The organism is Derxia lacustris, from assembly GCF_002105195.1.
GTDB classification, from domain to species: Bacteria; Pseudomonadota; Gammaproteobacteria; order Burkholderiales; family Burkholderiaceae_E; genus Derxia; species Derxia lacustris.
On sequence record NZ_MUHU01000007.1, the window covers coordinates 116,304 to 132,597 of the forward strand.

A 16,294-nucleotide genomic window follows, 5' to 3' on the forward strand; every position below is an offset into this window, starting at 1 on the left:
ACGCCCCCATGTCGATCACCCGCATTTCCGCCGGCGTCGTCGCGGCGCTCGTGGCCGGTGCCGCGCTCGGCGGCAGCCTGTCGTCGGGCACCGCGCTGTCGCTGCTCACCCAGGCCAGCATCCACGCCATCTTCGCGCTCGGCGTCGGCCTGCTGCTGCGCCAGAACGGCATGGTCAGCTTCGGCCATGCCGCGTTCTTCGGCGGTGCCGGCTATGCCGTCGCCATCCTGCTGGAGCAGCAGGGCTTGCCGGCCGAGGCCGCCGTGCTGCTCGCCGTGCTCGGCATCGCCGGCTTCGCCTTCGTGCTGGCGCTGGTCGCGGTGCGCGTGCCGGGCATTGCCTTCGGCATGCTCACGCTGGCGGTCGGCCAGATGTTCTATCTGGTCGCATCGCGCACCCGTGGCCTCACGGGCGGCGCCGACGGCATGAACGTGAACTGGCCGGCCACGCTGTTCGGCATCGAGACCGCGCGGCTGCTTCAGCCCGGCATGCTGTTCCTCGTGTGCTGGACCGCGCTGGTGCTGCTGACCGGCGTGCTCGCGCTGCTGGCGCGCAGCCGCTTCGGCGCCGTGACCGAAGCCATCCGCGACAACGAGGAGCGCGCGCGTTTCATCGGCATCCGCACGCTGCTGCCGCGCGCGGCGGTGTTCGCGCTGTCGGCCGGCGTCACCGCCGTGGCCGGCGTGCTGGCGGCGCTCAACACCGGCTTCGTGTCGCCCGAGGGGCTGCACTGGAGCGTGTCGGGCGCGGCGCTGATGATGGTCATCGTGGGCGGCAGCCGCACGCTCTGGGGGCCGGCGCTCGGCGCGGTCGTCTATTTCCTGGCGCGCGACTTTCTCGGCGACTACGCCAGCCACTGGATGGCGGTGTTCGGCGTCGCGCTGATCGCGGTCATCGTCTTCTCGCCCGAGGGCATTGCCGGCGCGCTGCAACGCCTGCTGGCGCGGCGCCGCCCGGCGCCGGTGGCCGCGCTCGACAACGGCGCCGCCAGCGCCTCGGCCTCGCACTGATCCCGCCGCAACCCAAGGAGAACTTCCATGAGCGAAACCGCGCTCCAGGCCGATGGCCTGACCATCCAGTACGGCGGCGTGCGTGCCGTCGACGGCGTCTCCCTCACGCTCAAGCGGGGCGAGATTCGCGGGCTGATCGGCCCCAACGGCGCCGGCAAGTCGACCGTGATCGACGCCATCTCGGGCCGGCGCCGCGCCACCTCGGGCCGCGTCACGCTGCGCGGCGAGGACGTGTCGGCGCTCGACATCGTGCAGCGCCGCGCGCGCGGCCTGTCGCGCTCGTTCCAGCGCACCAGCATCTTTGCCCGCATGGGCGTGCGCGCGCAGGTCGAGCTGGCGGCGCATCGCATGGGCTCCGCCGACCCCGGCGCCGACGCGGCCGAGGTGCTCGGCGAACTCGAACTCGACGCGCTCGGCGACGCGGTCGCGGGCGATCTCGGTTATGGCGAGCAGCGCCGGCTCGATCTGGCGCTGGCGCTGGTCGGCAATCCGGCGGTGCTGCTGCTCGACGAGCCGATGGCCGGACTGTCGGTGAAGGAATCGCAGGATCTGGCGCGCCATCTGCGCCGCCTGACCGGCCGGCGCGAGGTGTCGGTGCTGCTGGTCGAGCATGACGTGGACGTGGTGTTCGGCATCTCGCATGCGGTCACGGTGCTGGAGCTGGGCAAGGTGATCGCGAGCGGCGATCCGGCCACGGTGCGCGCCGACCGCCGGGTGCGCGAGGCCTATCTGGGGAGCGCGGCATGACGACGGCATTGCTCGAACTCGATCGCGTCGATGCCTGCTACGGCGCGGCGCATGTGCTGCACCGGCTGAGCCTGAGCGTGCTGCCCGGCGAGCGCGTGGCGCTGATCGGCCGCAACGGCGTGGGCAAGACCACGGTCGTCAACACCGTGCTCGGACTGGCCGCGCTGCGCGGCGGGCGGGTGCGCATCGGCCGGCGCGAGCCGGCGCGGCCCCGGCCCTACATGGCCGCCAACGAGGGCGTGGCGGTGGTACCGCAGGGCCGCTGCATCGTCGCCAACCTGACGGTGGAGGAGAACCTGCTGCTCGGCTCGGCGGTGCGGCGCAAGGGGCCGTGGCAGCTCGACTCGGTGTACGCGCTGTTCCCGATCCTGCGCGAGCGCGCCCACACGCCGGGCACGGCGCTGTCGGGCGGCCAGCAGCAGATGCTCGCCATCGGCCGCGCGCTCATGGCCAACCCGGCGCTCATCCTGCTCGACGAGCCGACCGAGGGCCTGGCGCCGGTCATCGTCGACCAGCTCGCCGACATCCTCAATCGCGTGGCCGACCAGGGCACGGCGCTGCTGCTGATCGAGCAGAACCTGAGCCTGGTGATGCGCGTCGCGCGGCGCTACTACGCGCTGGCCAAGGGCGCGGTCGTGGCCGACGGCGAGGTCGCGCATGAAAGCCTCGACGCCTTGCAGCGCCACGTCATGGTCTGACGGCGGCAGCCTGCCGCCAACGCGGAGCGCGCGACACAGCGCGCCCGCATCGCTTTGCCATCCACCCGAAGGAGACAGACTTGAACCAGCCCAATCAACTGCGGCGGGCCGCGCTCGCGCTCGCCATTGCCTTGCCGCTCGCGGCCGGCGCCCAGACCAAGGAGCCGCTGCGCATCGGCGCGGTCAGCTCGCAATCGGGCGTGTTCGCCCAGCAGGGCCAGGAGACGCTGCGCGCGATCCAGTTCGCCGTGGACGAGGCCAATGCCAGGGGCGGCGTCGACGGCCATCCGGTCACGGTGCAGATCGCCGACGACGAGGGCACGCCCGAGGCCGGCCGGCGCGTGGCCGAGAAGCTGGCGCGCGACGGCAACCGCTTTCTGATCGGCGCGATCCCGTCGTCGATCTCGCTCGCCATCGGCCAGAACCTCGACCGCTGGGACGCGATGTACGTGAGCGTGCTGAGCAAGAGCGACAAGCTCACCGGCGACTCGTGCAAGCCGCGTCTGTTCCGCGCCAACCATTCCGACGCGATGGACCTGGCGATGATGGGCGAGTGGCTCAAGACCCAGAAGGAGCAGAACTTCGCGGTACTGGCGGCCGACTATGTCTGGGGCCGCGACTCGGCCGAGTTCTTCGGCAAGACCGTCAAGGCCCAGGGCAAGAGCGTGGGGCTGGAGCTGTTCGCGCCGGTCGGCACCAAGGACTTCTCGCCCTACATCGCGCAGCTGAAGGCGGCGAAACCGCAGGCGGTGTGGGTGGTGCTCACCGGCCGCGATGCGATTGCGTTTGCCAAGCAGGCGGCGGAATTCGGGCTCGGCAATTCGGTGCGCATCATCGGCCACGCCTACATCTTCGATTACCTCATCAAGGCCACCGGCAGCACCACCGAAGGCGTGTGGGGCAACATCGGCTACGGACCCGAGATCGACACGCCGATGAACAGGAGCTTCGTCGCCGGCTGGCAGAAGCAGTTCGGCCGCACGCCGACCGAGAACGAGGGTCAGGCCTACAACGGCATGCAGGTGATCTTTGCCGGCGTGCGCAAGGCCGACAGCGTGAAGCCGGCCGAGGTCGCGGCGGCGCTGCACGGCGCGAGCTTCGACACCATCTACGGCCCGGCCGTGATGCGCGCCGAGGACAACCAGCTGCTCATCCCCAACTACGTGGGCCGCGTCAAGCCGGTGGGCGGCGAACTCAAGCCGGCGATCGAGCAGCGCTTCGACCGCAGCATCGCGCCGCCGGCCTCGGACAAGTGCCGGCAGCAGCTCTGATCGGCATGGCCGCCGTGCAATGAAAACGGGCGGGGCAGCCTCGTCGAAGCCGCCCCGCCCGCATCGGGCCCGACCTGCCAGTCGGTCAGATGTCGAAGAACACCGTCTCGTTCTCGCCGCGCAGCACGATGTCGAAGCGGTACACGACTTCACCGTTGCGCAGCTCGCGCCTGGCGATCAGCGTCTTGCGGCGCACTTCCCATTCGATGCCGCGCAGCACCGGGTCGGCTTCATTCGCGGCGGCTTCGTCCTCGAAGTAGACGCGGGTGTGCAGGCCCATGTTGATGCCGCGCGCAAACACGATGAGCGCGATGTGCGGCGCCTGGGTCTTGCCTTCGCGGCCGGCCACGGCGCCCGGCTTGATGGTCTCGAAGAAGTACTCGCCGGTGTCGAAGTCGCAGCCGGTGCGGCCCCAGCCACGGAAGGTGGGGTCGATGTCCTTGGCCTGGCTGTCGCCCGGATGGTTGTACTTGCCGGCCGCATTGGCCTGCCAGATTTCGAGCAGGGCGTCGCGCACCGGCGTGCCCGAGCCGTCGATCACGCGGCCCTCAAGGCGGATGCGCTCGCCCTTGGTCGCGGGCTTGGTCAGCACATTGCCGAACTGGTTGGCAAAGATCTCGAAGCCGGCCTGATGCGGCGCGAGGCCGATGTGGACGTAGGGGCCGCCGGTCTGCGAGGCGGTCTCGGTGAAATGCACGATCTGCTGGGTCATGGCGCTATCTCCTCTCAGACGATCTTGTTTTCGAAGAAGCTGCCGCGACGGCCGCGCAGCGTGATGTCGAAGCGATAGGCGCGGCTGTCGGCTTCGATGAAGTTGCCGCGATCCTGCAACGCGATCAGGCCGCGCCGCTGTTCCTCGGTGGGGATGGTCTTGAGGATCGGGCAGTCGGGGATGAGCGTGTCGCCCTCGAAATACATCTGCGTGATCAGGCGCTGCACCCAGCCGTCGCCTTGCAGCGAGTAGTGGATGTGGGCCGGGCGCCATTCGTTAACGCGGTTGCGCCAGGGATAGGGGCCCGGCTTGATCGTGCGGTAGACGTAATGGCCGTTCTCGTCGGTCAGCATGCGGCCGCAGCCGCCAAAGTTGGGGTCGAGCGAGCCGAGGTACTGGTCCTTCTTGTGGCGGTAGCGGCCGCTGGCATTGGCCTGCCACACCTCGACCAGCGCATTGGGCACCGGGCGGCCGAACTCGTCGCGCACGAAGCCGTGCACCACGATGCGCTCGCCGATCGGCAGGCCGTCCTTGGCGAAGTTGCGGATCAGGTCGTTGTCGAGCGGGCCGAATTCCTCGGGCCGGAAGCTCGGGCCGGTGATCTCGGTCAGCGACTGGGCGTTGGAAATGAGCGCGTTGTCGGGCGAGCGCAGGATGCTCGTCTTGTAGATCGGCGTGCGTGCCGGCGCATGGGCGTCGGTGTCGCGCTGGGCAAATTCGGAATAGCGCTGGATGGCCATCTTGTCTCCTGAGGAAGGCTCGCGTGTCGCCGTCGGTGGGCGTGGACGCAAATTTAAGGAGCGCCGCGAGCGCCGTAAATTGAAGCCTCGCGCGAGCTTGCATAACCGTTCGTGTATGAAAAGGGGCAGTGCCGACGCCCCTTTGCGGTCTTCAGCTGGCCATCGGCAGGCCGACGTAGTTCTCGGCCAGCGAGGTGCGCGCCGCCGTCGAGCCGACCAGATAGTCGAGTTCGGCGCGCTGGATCGCGCGGTCGAAGTCGGTCTGCTCCGGAAAGCGGTGCAGCAGCGAGGTCATCCACCAGCTGAAGCGCTCGGCCTTCCAGATGCGCGAGAGCGCCCGCTGCGAATAGCCGTCGATGCCCTCGCTGCTGCGCTCGACAAAGAACTGCGCGATGCCGCGCGCCAGGTAGAGCACGTCGGACGCGGCCAGGTTGAGGCCCTTGGCGCCGGTGGGCGGCACGATGTGCGCCGCGTCGCCGGCCAGGAACAGATTGCCGAAGCGCATCGGCTCGGTCACGAAGCTGCGCAGCGGCGCGATGCTCTTCTCGATCGACGGGCCGGTGATGGTGGCGGCCGCAGCGGCTTCGGGCAGGCGGCGGCGGTACTCGTCCCAGAAGCGCTGGTCGCTCCAGTCCTCGACCTTGTCGTCGAGCGAGCACTGGATGTAGCAGCGCACCCGCGTCTTGCTGCGCATGCTGCTCAGCGCAAAGCCGCGCTCGCTGTTGGCGTAGATGAGTTCCTCGGTCACCGGCGGCACGTCGGCCAGGATGCCGAGCCAGCCGAAGGGGTAGACACGCTCGAAGGTCTGGATGCGGTCGGCGACGGTCTTGCGGCTGACGCCATGAAAGCCGTCGCAGCCGGCGACGAAGGCGGCGGCAATCTCATGCGTCTGGCCATCCTTCACGAATCGAACCTTGGGGCTGGCGCTGTCGATGTCGTGCAGACTGACCTGGTCGGCTTCGTACACGGTGGTCGCGCCGATGGATTCCCGCGCCGCCATCAGGTCGCGCGTCACCTCGGTCTGGCCGTAGACGACCACATGCTTGCCGATCAGCTCCTCGAAGTTGATGCGATGGCTCGCGCCGCCGAAGGCCAGCTCGATGCCGTGGTGAATCAGGCCCTCGGCATGCAGCCGCTCGGCGCAGCCGGCCTGCTCCAGCGCCTCGACACAGACGCTTTCCAGCACGCCGGCGCGGATGCGGCCCAGGATGTAGTCGGGGTCGCGCTGCTCGACGATGATGTTGTCGATGCCGGCCTTGGCGAGCAGCTGGCCGAGCAGCAGGCCCGAGGGGCCGGCGCCGACGATGGCGACCTGGGTGGTGTGGTTCATGTCGCGTCTCCATGAATGGATGTGTTGGAACGCGCAGGCTAGGCAGCCGCGCCCGTCGGGCCAATGGACGGGCCGAACCATGAATTGAGCAAATCGAACATCGAGGGTTTTCACCGAAGTGGCGCGCGGCCATCGCGTGCTGCACTCGGGCGATGAACGCCATCCCGATTTACGCGCTGTACAAGAGTGCCGACGACGAGCGCCTGACCGAGCCCTTCCACTGCGAATCCATCGCTTCGCGCAGCCGGCTGCACGACTGGGAGATCAAGCCGCATCGGCACGATCACTTCCTGCAACTGCTCTATCTGCGGCGCGGTTCGGCCGAGGCCACGCTCGACGGCGAGCCGGTGGCGCTGCCAGCCAGCTCGGCGCTGTTCGTGCCGGCCCGCGTGGTGCATGGCTTCGTGTTCTCGCGCGATGTGGATGGCGTGATCGTCACGCTCGACGAGCGCTATGTGCAGAGTCTGCTGGCTGCGCTGCCCGAGGTGGCGGCGCGCTACGAACGGCCGCGCCGGCTGCTGCTGCGCGGCAGCCAGCCCGATGCGCGCAACCTGCGCACCGCGCTCGAAGGGCTGGTCGCCGAGATGGACGGCAACGGCGGCTGGCGCGCGGCGGCCATCGCGGCGCTGCTGCCGCTGGCGCTGCTGTGGGGCGCGCGACTCGGCGGCGATGTGCCGGCGGCGCTGGCCGGCGACGGCAGCGGCGACCCGGCCGAGCGCCATTACCGCCGCTTCGTCGATGCGCTCGACCGGCGCTACCGCGAGCGGCTCGGCGTGAGCGAGTACGCGGCGGAACTCGGCATCACGCCGACCCACCTCAACCGCATCTGCAAGCAGAAGGCCGGGCGGCCGGCGCTCGACTGCATCCGCGCGCGCACGCTGGTCGAGGCCCAGCGCGATCTCATCTACACGACGCTCGGCATCAAGCACATCGCGCTGACGCTGGGGTTTGCCGATGCGGGTTACTTCACGCGGTTTTTTGTCGCGGCCTGCGGGCAGACGCCGGGGGCGTTCCGGCGCGCGGCGCGGGCGCGGCTGCGCGGGGCGGCGGCGGCTTGAGGCCCGACGCGCCGACGCTGCCGGCCGTCAGACCAGCATCCGCCCGAACTCATCCGCCGCCTCGCGCAGCAGCGGCAGCAGCCGGGTTTCCAGCTCGGCCACCGAGCGCCGCGAGGTGAGGGTGCCGATGTTGAGCGCCGCCGCCACCTGGCCGCGCCGGTCGCGCACCGGCACCGCGATCGAGCGCAGGCCCACTTCCAGCTCCTGATCGTTGACCGCATAGCCCTGGGCGCCGACCAGCGCGATCTCCTCGCGCAGCTTGTCGGCGGTGGCGAGCGTGCGCGAGGTGCGACGCACGAACTCGCCTTCGGCCAGATAGGCGTCGAGTCGCTCGGGCGGCAGCGCGGCCAGCAGCACCCGGCCCATCGAGGTGCAGTAGGCCGGCAGCCGGCTGCCGAGACCCAGGTCGATCGACATGATCCGGTCGCCGCCCTTGGAGCGCGCCACATAGGCGATCTCGCGGCCTTCGAGCGTGGCGACCGAGCAGGATTCGCCGGTGCGCGCGGCCAGCTTGTCGAGCACGCCCGGTGCCAGCGCCACCAGCGGCGACGAACTGAGATAGGCATGGCCCAGCGCCAGCACCTTGGGCGTGAGCTTGAAATGCTTGCCGTCCTCGCAGCCGGCAAAGCCGAGCACTGCAAGCGTGTGCAGACAGCGCCGCACCGCCGCGCGCGACAGCCCGGTGCGATGGCTGAGCTGGGCGCAGGTGAGGGCGCGCTGCTGGTCGTCGAAGGCCATCAGCACCGCCAGACCGCGCGCCAGCGAGGTCATGAAGTCGGGGTCGCCGGCATGGGCGCCGGCATCGGCCGCGCGACGGTCGAGCAAGGTGGCGGGCTGGGCTGGGATCACGGGCGGAAGCGGGAGTTCGTCTGGCTGCATGGAAGCGCGGGGATCGATGACAGGCGCACAGCTTAAGCCCGGATGGTTCGATTAACGGAATAAGCGTTCGATTATCGAACTTCCAGGCTTGCTGGCGCTGCATTGCGCTGCCCAGTCTTCCTAGACTCCGTCGCACCGCTCACCGCACCGCACGTTCGCTGATCGAACCACCGGACGGGCGGATCAAGGAGACAGATCGATGATCGACAAGACCCTGGCCTCGCCCGAAGCGGCGCTGGCCGATGTATTCGACGGCGCCACCGTGATGATCGGCGGCTTCGGCACCGCCGGCCAGCCGGCCGAGCTGATCGACGCCCTCATCGCGCAGGGCGCCAAGGACCTGACCGTCGTCAACAACAACGCCGGCAATGGCGACTTCGGCCTGGCCGCGCTGCTCAAGGCGCGCCGCGTGCGCAAGATCGTCTGCTCGTTCCCGCGCCAGTCCGACAGCCAGGTGTTCGACGCGCTCTACCGCGCCGGCGACATCGAGCTTGAGCTGGTGCCGCAGGGAAACCTGGCGGTACGCATCCAGGCGGCGGGCGCCGGGCTTGGCGGCGTGTTCACGCCGACCGGCTTCGGCACGCTGCTGGCCGAGGGCAAGGAAACCCGCGAGATCGACGGCCGCAACTACGTGCTGGAGTACCCGATCAAGGCCGACTTCGCGCTCATCAAGGCGCTCAAGGGCGACCGCTGGGGCAACCTGGTCTATCGCAAGGCGGCGCGCAACTTCGGTCCGATCATGGCCCAGGCCGCCAAGGTGACGGTGGCGCAAGTGGCCGAGGTGGTCGGGCTCGGCGAGCTCGATCCGGAAAACATCGTGACGCCGGGCATCTTCGTCCAGCGCGTCGTGCGCGTCTGAACCAGCGGGAGACATCGATGGCGAACTACACCCGACTCAACCGCGACCAGATGGCGCAGCGCGTGGCGCGCGACATCCACGAAGGCGCCTACGTCAACCTCGGCATCGGCCTGCCGACGCGCGTGGCCAACTATCTGCCGGCCGACCGCGAGATCTTTCTGCACAGCGAGAACGGCATCCTCGGCATGGGCCCGGCGCCGGCCAAGGGCGAGGAAGACCCCGAGCTCATCAACGCAGGCAAGGAGCCGGTGACGCTGCTGACCGGCGGCTGCTTTTTCCATCACGGCGACTCGTTCGCGATGATGCGCGGCGGCCATCTCGACATCTGCGTGCTCGGCGCCTTCCAGGTGTCGGCCAAGGGCGACCTCGCCAACTGGCACACCGGCGCGCCCGACGCCATCCCCGCCGTCGGCGGCGCGATGGACCTGGCGATCGGCGCAAAACAGGTATTCGTGATGATGGAATTGCTCACCAAGGGCGGCGAAAGCAAGTTCGTCCAGGCGTGCAGCTATCCGGTCACCGGCATCGATTGCGTGAACCGGCTCTACACCGATCTGGCCGTGTTCGACATCACGAAGGACGGCCCGGTCGTCATCGAGATCGTCGACGGCCTCGGCTTCGACGAATTGCAAACGCTGGTCGGCCTGCCGCTGCGCGCCGCCGCCTGAAGGAGAGACGAATGGAACAGGCCTACATCTGCGACGCGATCCGCACCCCCTTCGGCCGCTACGGCGGCAGCCTTGCCACGGTGCGCGCCGACGACCTCGGCGCGGTGCCGATCAAGGCGCTGATCGAGCGCAACCCGGGCGTGGACTGGGCGGCGGTGGACGACGTGATCTACGGCTGCGCCAATCAGGCCGGCGAGGACAACCGCAATGTCGGCCGCATGGCGCTGCTGCTCGCCGGCCTGCCGGCGGAAGTGCCGGGCAATACCGTCAACCGCCTGTGCGGATCGAGCCTCGACGCCATCGGCATTGCCGGTCGCTCGATCAAGAGCGGCGAAGTCGGCCTGCTGATCGCCGGCGGCGTGGAAAGCATGAGCCGCGCGCCCTTCGTGATGGGCAAGGCCGACTCGGCCTATTCGCGCAGCGCAAAGATCGAGGACACGACCATCGGCTGGCGCTTCGTCAATCCGCTGATGAAGGCCAAGTACGGCGTCGATTCGATGCCCGAAACCGCCGAGAACGTGGCGACCGATTTCAAGGTGAACCGCGAGGATCAGGACGCCTTCGCGCTGCGCAGCCAGAAGCGCGCCGCCGCCGCGCAGGCCGCCGGCCGGCTGGCCGAGGAGATCGTGCCGGTGTCGATCCCGCAGAAGAAGGGCGATGCGCTGATCGTGACCGCCGACGAGCATCTGCGGCCGGAAACCACGCTCGCCGCGCTGGCCAAGCTCAAGGGCGTCGTGCGCCCGGACGGCACGGTCACCGCCGGCAACGCCTCGGGCGTGAACGACGGCGCCGCCGCGCTGCTGATCGCCAACGAGAGCAGCGCCGCACGCTTCGGCCTCAAGCCGCGTGCCCGCATCGTGGCCAGCGCCACCGCCGGCGTGCCGCCGCGCATCATGGGTTTCGGCCCGGCGCCGGCCATCACCAAGGTGCTGGCCAAGGCCGGGCTCACGCTCGACCAGATCGACGTGATCGAGCTGAACGAGGCCTTCGCATCGCAAGGTCTGGCCGTGACGCGCGCGCACCACCTGGCCGACGACGACGCCCGCGTGAACCCGAACGGCGGCGCCATCGCGCTCGGCCATCCGCTCGGCGCGAGCGGCGCCCGGCTGGTGATCGCGGCGCTGCATCAGCTCGAACGCAGCGGCGGCCGCTATGCGCTGTGCACCATGTGCATTGGCGTCGGCCAGGGCATTGCCGTCATCATCGAACGCGTCTGATCGACCCGAGCCGCCGCCATGAGCCTGCTGTACGACCCGCTGTTCACCACCGACCGCTTCGCCGAACTGTTCAGCGACCGCACGACCTTCCAGCGCATGCTCGATGTGGAGGCGGCGCTGGCGCGCGCCGAGGCGGCGGTGGGCGTCATCCCGGCCGGCGCGGCGGCGGCCATCGCGGCGCATTGCGATGCCGCGTGGTTCGACCTCGACGCGATCGGCCGCGCGGCCGGGCTGGCCGGCAATGTGGCCATCCCGCTGGTCAAGGCGCTCACCGCCAAGGTCAAGGCCGCCGATGCCGAGGCCGCGCGCTTCGTGCACTGGGGCGCGACCAGCCAGGACGTGATCGACACCGGCCTGGTGCTGCAACTGCGCGCGGCGCTCGACCTGCTCGACGCCGATCTGCTGCGCCTGCTCGATGCCACCGCGCAGCTGGCGCGCGCCCATCGCGCCACGCCGATGATGGGCCGCACCTGGCTGCAACAGGCGCTGCCGACCACCTTCGGGCTGAAGGTCGCGGGCTGGCACGACGCGCTGTTGCGCCATCGCGAACGGCTGGCCGAGCTGCGGCCGCGCGTGCTGGTGGCGCAGTTCGGCGGCGCAGCCGGCACGCTGGCCTCGCTGGGCGAGCAGGGCGCGCTGGTGGCCGACCGGCTCGCGAGCGAGCTGGGCCTGGGCGTGGCGGCGCTGCCCTGGCATGGCCAGCGCGACCGCGTGGTCGAGGTGGCCGGCTTCGCTGCGCTGCTGACCGGCACGCTCGGCAAGCTGGCGCGCGACTGGTCGCTACTGATGCAGACCGAAATCGGCGAGGTGTTCGAGCCGGCTGCGGAAGGCAAGGGCGGGTCATCGACCATGCCGCACAAGCGCAATCCGGTCGGTGCGGCGGTGGTGCTGCATGCGGCTAATCGCGCGCCGGCGCTGGTGGCTGGGCTGTATGCGGCGATGGTGCAGGAGCATGAACGCGGCCTGGGCGGCTGGCATGCCGAATGGCAGCCGCTGGCCGAGCTGCTGCAACTTGCCGGCGGCGCGCTGTCGCGCTGCTGCGAGACCGTGGCCGGCCTCGAAGTGGACACCGCCCGCATGCGCGCCAACATCGACATCACGCGCGGCCTGGTCATGGCCGAGGCGGTGATGATGGCGCTCGGCGCTCAGCTCGGCCGGCTCGCGGCGCATGAGCGCGTCGAGCACGCCTGCAAGCAGGCGGTCGCCGAGGGCCGCCATCTGCGCGAGGTGCTCGGCGCCGACGATTTCATCGCCGCCCGTCTCACGCCAGAACAGCTCGATGCGCTGTTCGACCCCTGCGGCTATCTCGGCTCGGCCGACGCCTTCGTGGCGCGCGCGCTGGCCCAGGACGGCAAGCGCGATCTCTGACTTTCAACGGACAACGACATGCCCTTCATCGATCACGCGGGCCTGCGCCTGCACTACCGGCTCGACGGCCCGGCCGGTGCGCCGGTCGTCGTGTTCTCCAACTCGCTCGGCACCACGCTCGACATGTGGGATGCGCAGGCGGCGGCGCTCGCCGGCCAGTGGCGCGTGCTGCGCTACGACACGCGCGGCCACGGCCAGTCGGCGACCGCCGGCGGCACGTCGCTCGCCGATCTGGGTGGCGATGTCGTCGCGCTGCTCGACGCGCTCGGCATCGCACGCGCGAGCTTCGTCGGCATCTCGATGGGCGGCATCACCGGGCAATGGCTCGGCGTGAATGCCCGCCAGCGCCTGGACAAGCTGGTGGTCTGCAACACCGCCGCCAAGATCGGCGAGGCCAGCGGCTGGGCCGCGCGCGCCGCACTGGTGCGCGAGCAGGGCATGGCGCCGGTCGCGGCCAGCGCCACCGGCCGCTGGTTTACCGAAGGCTTCGTCGCGAGCGGCGACGCGGTGATCGCCAAGACCATCGCCCAGCTCGCCGGCACCGATGCCGAGGGTTACGCGCAATGCTGCGAAGCCCTGGCCCTCGCCGATCTGCGCGAGCACCTCGACCACATCGCCGTGCCCACGCTGGTGATTGCCGGCAGCGCCGATCCGGTCACGACCGTGGCCGATGCCGAGTTCATCGCTGCCCGCGTGCCCGGTGCGCAACTGGTGGCGCTGCCGGCCTCGCACCTGTCGGCCATCGAGGCCGCCGACGACTTCAACCGCGCGCTCGACGCCTTCCTGCGCGCCTGACCGGAGACCACGATGGACGAACGCGACCGCTACGACCAGGGTATGACCACGCGCCGCGGCGTGCTCGGCGATGCCCATGTCGACCGCACGCTCACCAGGCGCAACGGCTTCAACGAGGAGTTCCAGGACTTCATCACCCGCTACGCCTGGGGCGAGATCTGGTCGCGGCCGGGGCTGCCGAAGCACACGCGCAGCCTCGTGACCATCGCGATGCTGGTCGCGCTCAACCGCGAGGACGAGCTGAAGATGCATCTGCGCGCCTGCTTCAACAACGGCGTCACGCGCGACGAGCTGAAGGAGCTGCTGATGCACACCGCGCTCTATGCCGGCCTGCCGGCCGCCAACGGCGCCATCCATCTGGCCGAGGCGGTGTTTGCGGAGATCGACGCCGCCGGTCGATGATCGCCGCCTCGGCAATCCCCGGCTGCATTTCATGGCGCGTCACGATCCCATCCTCGGCCGGCTGCGGCTCAGGCAGCTGCAATGCTTTCTGACGGTGGTGCGGCACGGCCATCTCGGCAATGCCGCCGAGGCGCTGGCGATCAGCCAGCCGGCCGTCACCAAGACCCTCAACGAGCTTGAGGAAACCCTCGGCGTCAAGCTGCTCGACAGGGGCCGCCACGGCGCCAAATTGACGCCCGAGGGCGCGATCTTCCTGCGCCATGCCGAGGCCAGCACCGGCGCGCTCCAGCTCGCCATCGATGCGCTCGGCCGCGCCGACGAGGATGCGCCGCTGCTGCTCGGCGCGCTGCCGACGCTCGCCTCCACCTTCGTCGCGCGTCTGCTCGCCGGCCTGCGCGCCGAGCGGCCGCATGCCACGGTGCGCGTCATCACCGATGCCAACGACGCGCTGCTCGACCGGCTGCGCCGGCGCGAACTCGATGTGGTGATCGGCCGGCTCGCCGATCCGGCGCGCATGTTCGGCCTGATCTTCGAGCCGCTGTTCGCCGAGAACATGCTGCTGGTCGCCGCGCCCGGCCATCCGGTGCTGACCACGCTCGCGGCCGATCCGGCCTCGCTTGGCGAGCATCCGCTGGTGCTGGCGCCGCCCGACACGCTGCTGCGCCATTCGGCCGACAGCTTCTTTGCGCGGCTCGGCGTCACGCCGGCCGGCGGACTGGTCGAGACGCTGGCCGATTCGCTCGCGCTGGCGCTGGTGCGCGATGCCGGCCATCTGTGGTTCACCGCCAGCAGTGCCGCGCGCCGCGCCATCGAGCTGGGCGAGGCGGTGGCGCTGCCGTTCGCCATCCCGAGCAAGGAGCCGGTCGGGCTGCTGCTGCGCACCGAGGGCCCGACCTCGCCGGCGGTGCAGGCGCTGGTCGGCGTGGCGCGCGCCGGCTGAGGCGGGCGGCGCAGCCCTGCCGGGCGCGCCGGTCGAGGCGCGGGACGCTCGTCCGCAGATCGCACACAGCGTCCGGTCACCGCACGGGGACAACCCTCGATGTTCGATCGTTGAAGTTTCCTGTTCGACTTGTGCATGGTCGCCACCCATCCGGCTGCCAAGACTGCGGCGACGCGCACATCGCATGCGCACCGTGACAACCACCGAGACAGCGCCATGACCATTTCCGCCCGGGTCGATGTCCAGGACTTCCTGGATCGCCATCCGTTTTCCCCGTTCCAGTGGGGCGTGTTCGCGCTCTGCTTCCTCGTCGTGCTGCTCGACGGCTTCGACACCGCCGCCATCGGCTACATCGCGCCCTCGCTCATCAAGGAATGGGGCGTGACCAAGCCGGCGCTGGCGCCGGTGCTCAGCGCCGCGCTGTTCGGGCTGGCGGCCGGCGCGCTGTCGGCCGGGCCGCTGGCCGACCGCTTCGGCCGGCGCGCGGTGCTGATCGGCTCGGTCGCGCTGTTCGGCATTGCCTGCGCGGCGTCGTCGCAGGCAGGCGACCTCGGCGCGCTGACCGCGTTCCGCTTCGTCACGGGTCTTGGCCTGGGCGCCGCCATGCCCAACGCGGTCACGCTGATGAGCGAGTTCTGCCCCGGCCAGCGCCGCTCGACGCTGACCAACGCCATGTTCTGCGGCTTCCCGCTTGGCGCGGCTTTCGGCGGTTTTCTGGCGGCCTGGATGATCCCGATCTGGGGCTGGCGCAGCGTGCTGGTGCTCGGCGGCATCGCACCGCTGCTGCTGGTGGCGGCGATGCTGCTGATGCTGCCGGAGTCGGTGCGCTACCTGGTCGCCAAGGGCCGGCCGGTCGAGCGCATTCGCGCGGTGCTGGCCCGCGTGTCGGCCGAGGCCGCGAATGCTGCCAGCTTCGTGCTGAGCGAGAAGGCGCCCGCCACCGACGCCAGGAGCGGCGCCGGCGTGGTGCTGTCGCCGGCCTATCGGGTCGGCTCGGCGATGCTGTGGCTGGCCTATTTCATGGGGCTGGTCATCTTCTATGCGCTCATCAACTGGATGCCGATCCTGTTCAAGGACGCCGGCCTTGCGCCCAAGGACGCCACGCTGATCGCGGCGCTGTTCCCGCTCGGCGGCGTGGGCGCGGTGGCCTTTGGCTGGCTGATGGACCGCTTCAATCCCAACCGCATCATTGCCATCGGCTTTGGCCTGACGGCGGTGGCGATCTGGGGCATCGGCCAGTCGGTCGGCAGCGTCGCCACGCTGGTGGTGGTGGTGTTCGTGGCCGGCACGCTGATGAACACCGCGCAATCGTCGCTGCCGGCGCTGGCGGCGGCCTTCTACCCGACGCAGGGCCGCGCGACCGGCGTGGCCTGGATGCTCGGCATCGGGCGCTTCGGCGGCATTGCCGGGTCGTTCCTCGTGGCCGAGGCGCAGCGGCAGCAGCTCGGCTTTGGGCCCACGTTCACGCTGCTGGCGATTCCGGGCGTGATCGCGATGGCGGCGCTGCTGGTCAAGCAGGCGGCGCGGCCGGATCAGGGGCTGGGCGTGCCGGCGGGGGTGACGGGGCATTGAGCTGCGGCGCGGCGGGCCGGACCCTGTC

17 protein-coding genes are annotated in these 16,294 nt (G+C 70.1%); 13 read left to right on the plus strand and 4 right to left on the minus strand.

Annotated elements, in window-relative coordinates; all coding sequences use genetic code 11:
- Positions 1 to 8 precede the first annotated feature (8 nt).
- The 4 genes from B9P64_RS31080 (at position 9) to B9P64_RS31095 (ending at position 3,726) form a co-directional block, all read left to right on the plus strand.
- Positions 9 to 1,010, plus strand: coding sequence for a branched-chain amino acid ABC transporter permease (locus tag B9P64_RS31080; protein WP_085315414.1), 1,002 nt, complete (start codon positions 9 to 11; stop codon positions 1,008 to 1,010).
- Positions 1,011 to 1,037: 27 nt separating this feature from the next.
- Positions 1,038 to 1,757 carry an ABC transporter ATP-binding protein gene (locus B9P64_RS31085; protein ID WP_085315415.1) on the plus strand — a complete coding sequence of 240 codons (720 nt, stop codon included), beginning with the start codon at positions 1,038 to 1,040 and terminating at the stop codon, positions 1,755 to 1,757.
- Positions 1,754 to 2,455, plus strand: a complete 702-nt coding sequence (locus tag B9P64_RS31090; protein WP_085315416.1) for an ABC transporter ATP-binding protein — start codon at positions 1,754 to 1,756, stop codon at positions 2,453 to 2,455. Before B9P64_RS31085 ends, B9P64_RS31090 begins: the two co-directional genes overlap by 4 nt.
- Before the next feature lie 80 nt (positions 2,456 to 2,535).
- The gene (locus tag B9P64_RS31095) at positions 2,536 to 3,726 is read left to right on the plus strand and encodes an ABC transporter substrate-binding protein (RefSeq protein ID WP_085315417.1); all 1,191 of its coding nucleotides are present in this window, start codon (positions 2,536 to 2,538) and stop codon (positions 3,724 to 3,726) included.
- Positions 3,727 to 3,811: 85 nt separating this feature from the next.
- Here B9P64_RS31095 and pcaG read toward each other — a convergent pair whose 3' ends face one another.
- From pcaG to pobA, 3 genes are all read right to left on the minus strand, one after another.
- On the minus strand, positions 3,812 to 4,438 hold the full coding sequence (gene pcaG / locus B9P64_RS31100; RefSeq protein WP_085315418.1) for a protocatechuate 3,4-dioxygenase subunit alpha: 627 nt from the start codon (positions 4,436 to 4,438) through the stop codon (positions 3,812 to 3,814).
- A 14-nt stretch (positions 4,439 to 4,452) separates the two neighbouring features.
- The gene (gene pcaH / locus B9P64_RS31105) at positions 4,453 to 5,178 is read right to left on the minus strand and encodes a protocatechuate 3,4-dioxygenase subunit beta (RefSeq protein WP_085315419.1); all 726 of its coding nucleotides are present in this window, start codon (positions 5,176 to 5,178) and stop codon (positions 4,453 to 4,455) included.
- A 151-nt stretch (positions 5,179 to 5,329) separates the two neighbouring features.
- Entirely contained in the window at positions 5,330 to 6,508 is a 1,179-nt protein-coding gene (pobA, locus tag B9P64_RS31110; protein WP_085315420.1) for a 4-hydroxybenzoate 3-monooxygenase, read from the minus strand.
- Positions 6,509 to 6,660: 152 nt separating this feature from the next.
- On the opposite strand from pobA, the gene B9P64_RS31115 reads away from it, so the two are divergent.
- Positions 6,661 to 7,566 (plus strand): helix-turn-helix domain-containing protein, encoded by a 906-nt coding sequence (locus B9P64_RS31115; RefSeq protein ID WP_085315421.1) that lies wholly within the window; start codon positions 6,661 to 6,663, stop codon positions 7,564 to 7,566.
- Between the two features lie 27 nt (positions 7,567 to 7,593).
- Here the strand turns inward: B9P64_RS31115 and B9P64_RS31120 are convergent, their stop codons facing one another.
- On the minus strand, positions 7,594 to 8,391 hold the full coding sequence (locus B9P64_RS31120) for an IclR family transcriptional regulator domain-containing protein (protein ID WP_235839909.1): 798 nt from the start codon (positions 8,389 to 8,391) through the stop codon (positions 7,594 to 7,596).
- 253 nt (positions 8,392 to 8,644) lie between these two features.
- On the opposite strand from B9P64_RS31120, the gene B9P64_RS31125 reads away from it, so the two are divergent.
- From B9P64_RS31125 to B9P64_RS31160, 8 genes are all read left to right on the plus strand, one after another.
- Positions 8,645 to 9,304, plus strand: coding sequence for a 3-oxoacid CoA-transferase subunit A (locus B9P64_RS31125; protein ID WP_085315423.1), 660 nt, complete (start codon positions 8,645 to 8,647; stop codon positions 9,302 to 9,304).
- A gap of 17 nt (positions 9,305 to 9,321) precedes the next feature.
- A complete protein-coding gene (locus B9P64_RS31130; protein WP_085315424.1) occupies positions 9,322 to 9,972 on the plus strand; it encodes a 3-oxoacid CoA-transferase subunit B in 651 nt (216 codons plus the stop codon).
- Positions 9,973 to 9,983: 11 nt separating this feature from the next.
- Positions 9,984 to 11,189 carry a 3-oxoadipyl-CoA thiolase gene (pcaF, locus tag B9P64_RS31135; protein ID WP_085315425.1) on the plus strand — a complete coding sequence of 402 codons (1,206 nt, stop codon included), beginning with the start codon at positions 9,984 to 9,986 and terminating at the stop codon, positions 11,187 to 11,189.
- Positions 11,190 to 11,207: 18 nt separating this feature from the next.
- The gene (locus B9P64_RS31140; RefSeq protein ID WP_085315426.1) at positions 11,208 to 12,557 is read left to right on the plus strand and encodes a 3-carboxy-cis,cis-muconate cycloisomerase; all 1,350 of its coding nucleotides are present in this window, start codon (positions 11,208 to 11,210) and stop codon (positions 12,555 to 12,557) included.
- An 18-nt stretch (positions 12,558 to 12,575) separates the two neighbouring features.
- Entirely contained in the window at positions 12,576 to 13,352 is a 777-nt protein-coding gene (pcaD, locus tag B9P64_RS31145) for a 3-oxoadipate enol-lactonase (RefSeq protein ID WP_085315427.1), read from the plus strand.
- A gap of 12 nt (positions 13,353 to 13,364) precedes the next feature.
- Entirely contained in the window at positions 13,365 to 13,754 is a 390-nt protein-coding gene (gene pcaC, locus B9P64_RS31150) for a 4-carboxymuconolactone decarboxylase (protein ID WP_085315428.1), read from the plus strand.
- 31 nt (positions 13,755 to 13,785) lie between these two features.
- Positions 13,786 to 14,694, plus strand: coding sequence for a LysR substrate-binding domain-containing protein (locus B9P64_RS31155; protein ID WP_176256752.1), 909 nt, complete (start codon positions 13,786 to 13,788; stop codon positions 14,692 to 14,694).
- A gap of 216 nt (positions 14,695 to 14,910) precedes the next feature.
- Positions 14,911 to 16,266, plus strand: coding sequence for an MFS transporter (locus tag B9P64_RS31160; RefSeq protein ID WP_085315469.1), 1,356 nt, complete (start codon positions 14,911 to 14,913; stop codon positions 16,264 to 16,266).
- The last annotated feature ends 28 nt before the right edge of the window (positions 16,267 to 16,294 follow it).

Excerpts from the sequence above, each read along its gene's own strand:
- B9P64_RS31080 (WP_085315414.1), top strand. The coding sequence starts at position 9 with ATGTCGATCACCCGCATTTCCGCCGGCGTCGTCGCGGCGCTCGTGGCC.
- B9P64_RS31085 (WP_085315415.1), top strand. The coding sequence starts at position 1,038 with ATGAGCGAAACCGCGCTCCAGGCCGATGGCCTGACCATCCAGTACGGC.
- B9P64_RS31090 (WP_085315416.1), top strand. The coding sequence starts at position 1,754 with ATGACGACGGCATTGCTCGAACTCGATCGCGTCGATGCCTGCTACGGC.
- pcaG (WP_085315418.1), bottom strand. The coding sequence starts at position 4,438 with ATGACCCAGCAGATCGTGCATTTCACCGAGACCGCCTCGCAGACCGGC.
- pcaH (WP_085315419.1), bottom strand. The coding sequence starts at position 5,178 with ATGGCCATCCAGCGCTATTCCGAATTTGCCCAGCGCGACACCGACGCC.
- pobA (WP_085315420.1), bottom strand. The coding sequence starts at position 6,508 with ATGAACCACACCACCCAGGTCGCCATCGTCGGCGCCGGCCCCTCGGGC.
- B9P64_RS31115 (WP_085315421.1), top strand. The coding sequence starts at position 6,661 with ATGAACGCCATCCCGATTTACGCGCTGTACAAGAGTGCCGACGACGAG.
- B9P64_RS31125 (WP_085315423.1), top strand. The coding sequence starts at position 8,645 with ATGATCGACAAGACCCTGGCCTCGCCCGAAGCGGCGCTGGCCGATGTA.
- B9P64_RS31130 (WP_085315424.1), top strand. The coding sequence starts at position 9,322 with ATGGCGAACTACACCCGACTCAACCGCGACCAGATGGCGCAGCGCGTG.
- pcaF (WP_085315425.1), top strand. The coding sequence starts at position 9,984 with ATGGAACAGGCCTACATCTGCGACGCGATCCGCACCCCCTTCGGCCGC.
- B9P64_RS31140 (WP_085315426.1), top strand. The coding sequence starts at position 11,208 with ATGAGCCTGCTGTACGACCCGCTGTTCACCACCGACCGCTTCGCCGAA.
- pcaD (WP_085315427.1), top strand. The coding sequence starts at position 12,576 with ATGCCCTTCATCGATCACGCGGGCCTGCGCCTGCACTACCGGCTCGAC.
- pcaC (WP_085315428.1), top strand. The coding sequence starts at position 13,365 with ATGGACGAACGCGACCGCTACGACCAGGGTATGACCACGCGCCGCGGC.
- B9P64_RS31155 (WP_176256752.1), top strand. The coding sequence starts at position 13,786 with ATGGCGCGTCACGATCCCATCCTCGGCCGGCTGCGGCTCAGGCAGCTG.
- B9P64_RS31160 (WP_085315469.1), top strand. The coding sequence starts at position 14,911 with ATGACCATTTCCGCCCGGGTCGATGTCCAGGACTTCCTGGATCGCCAT.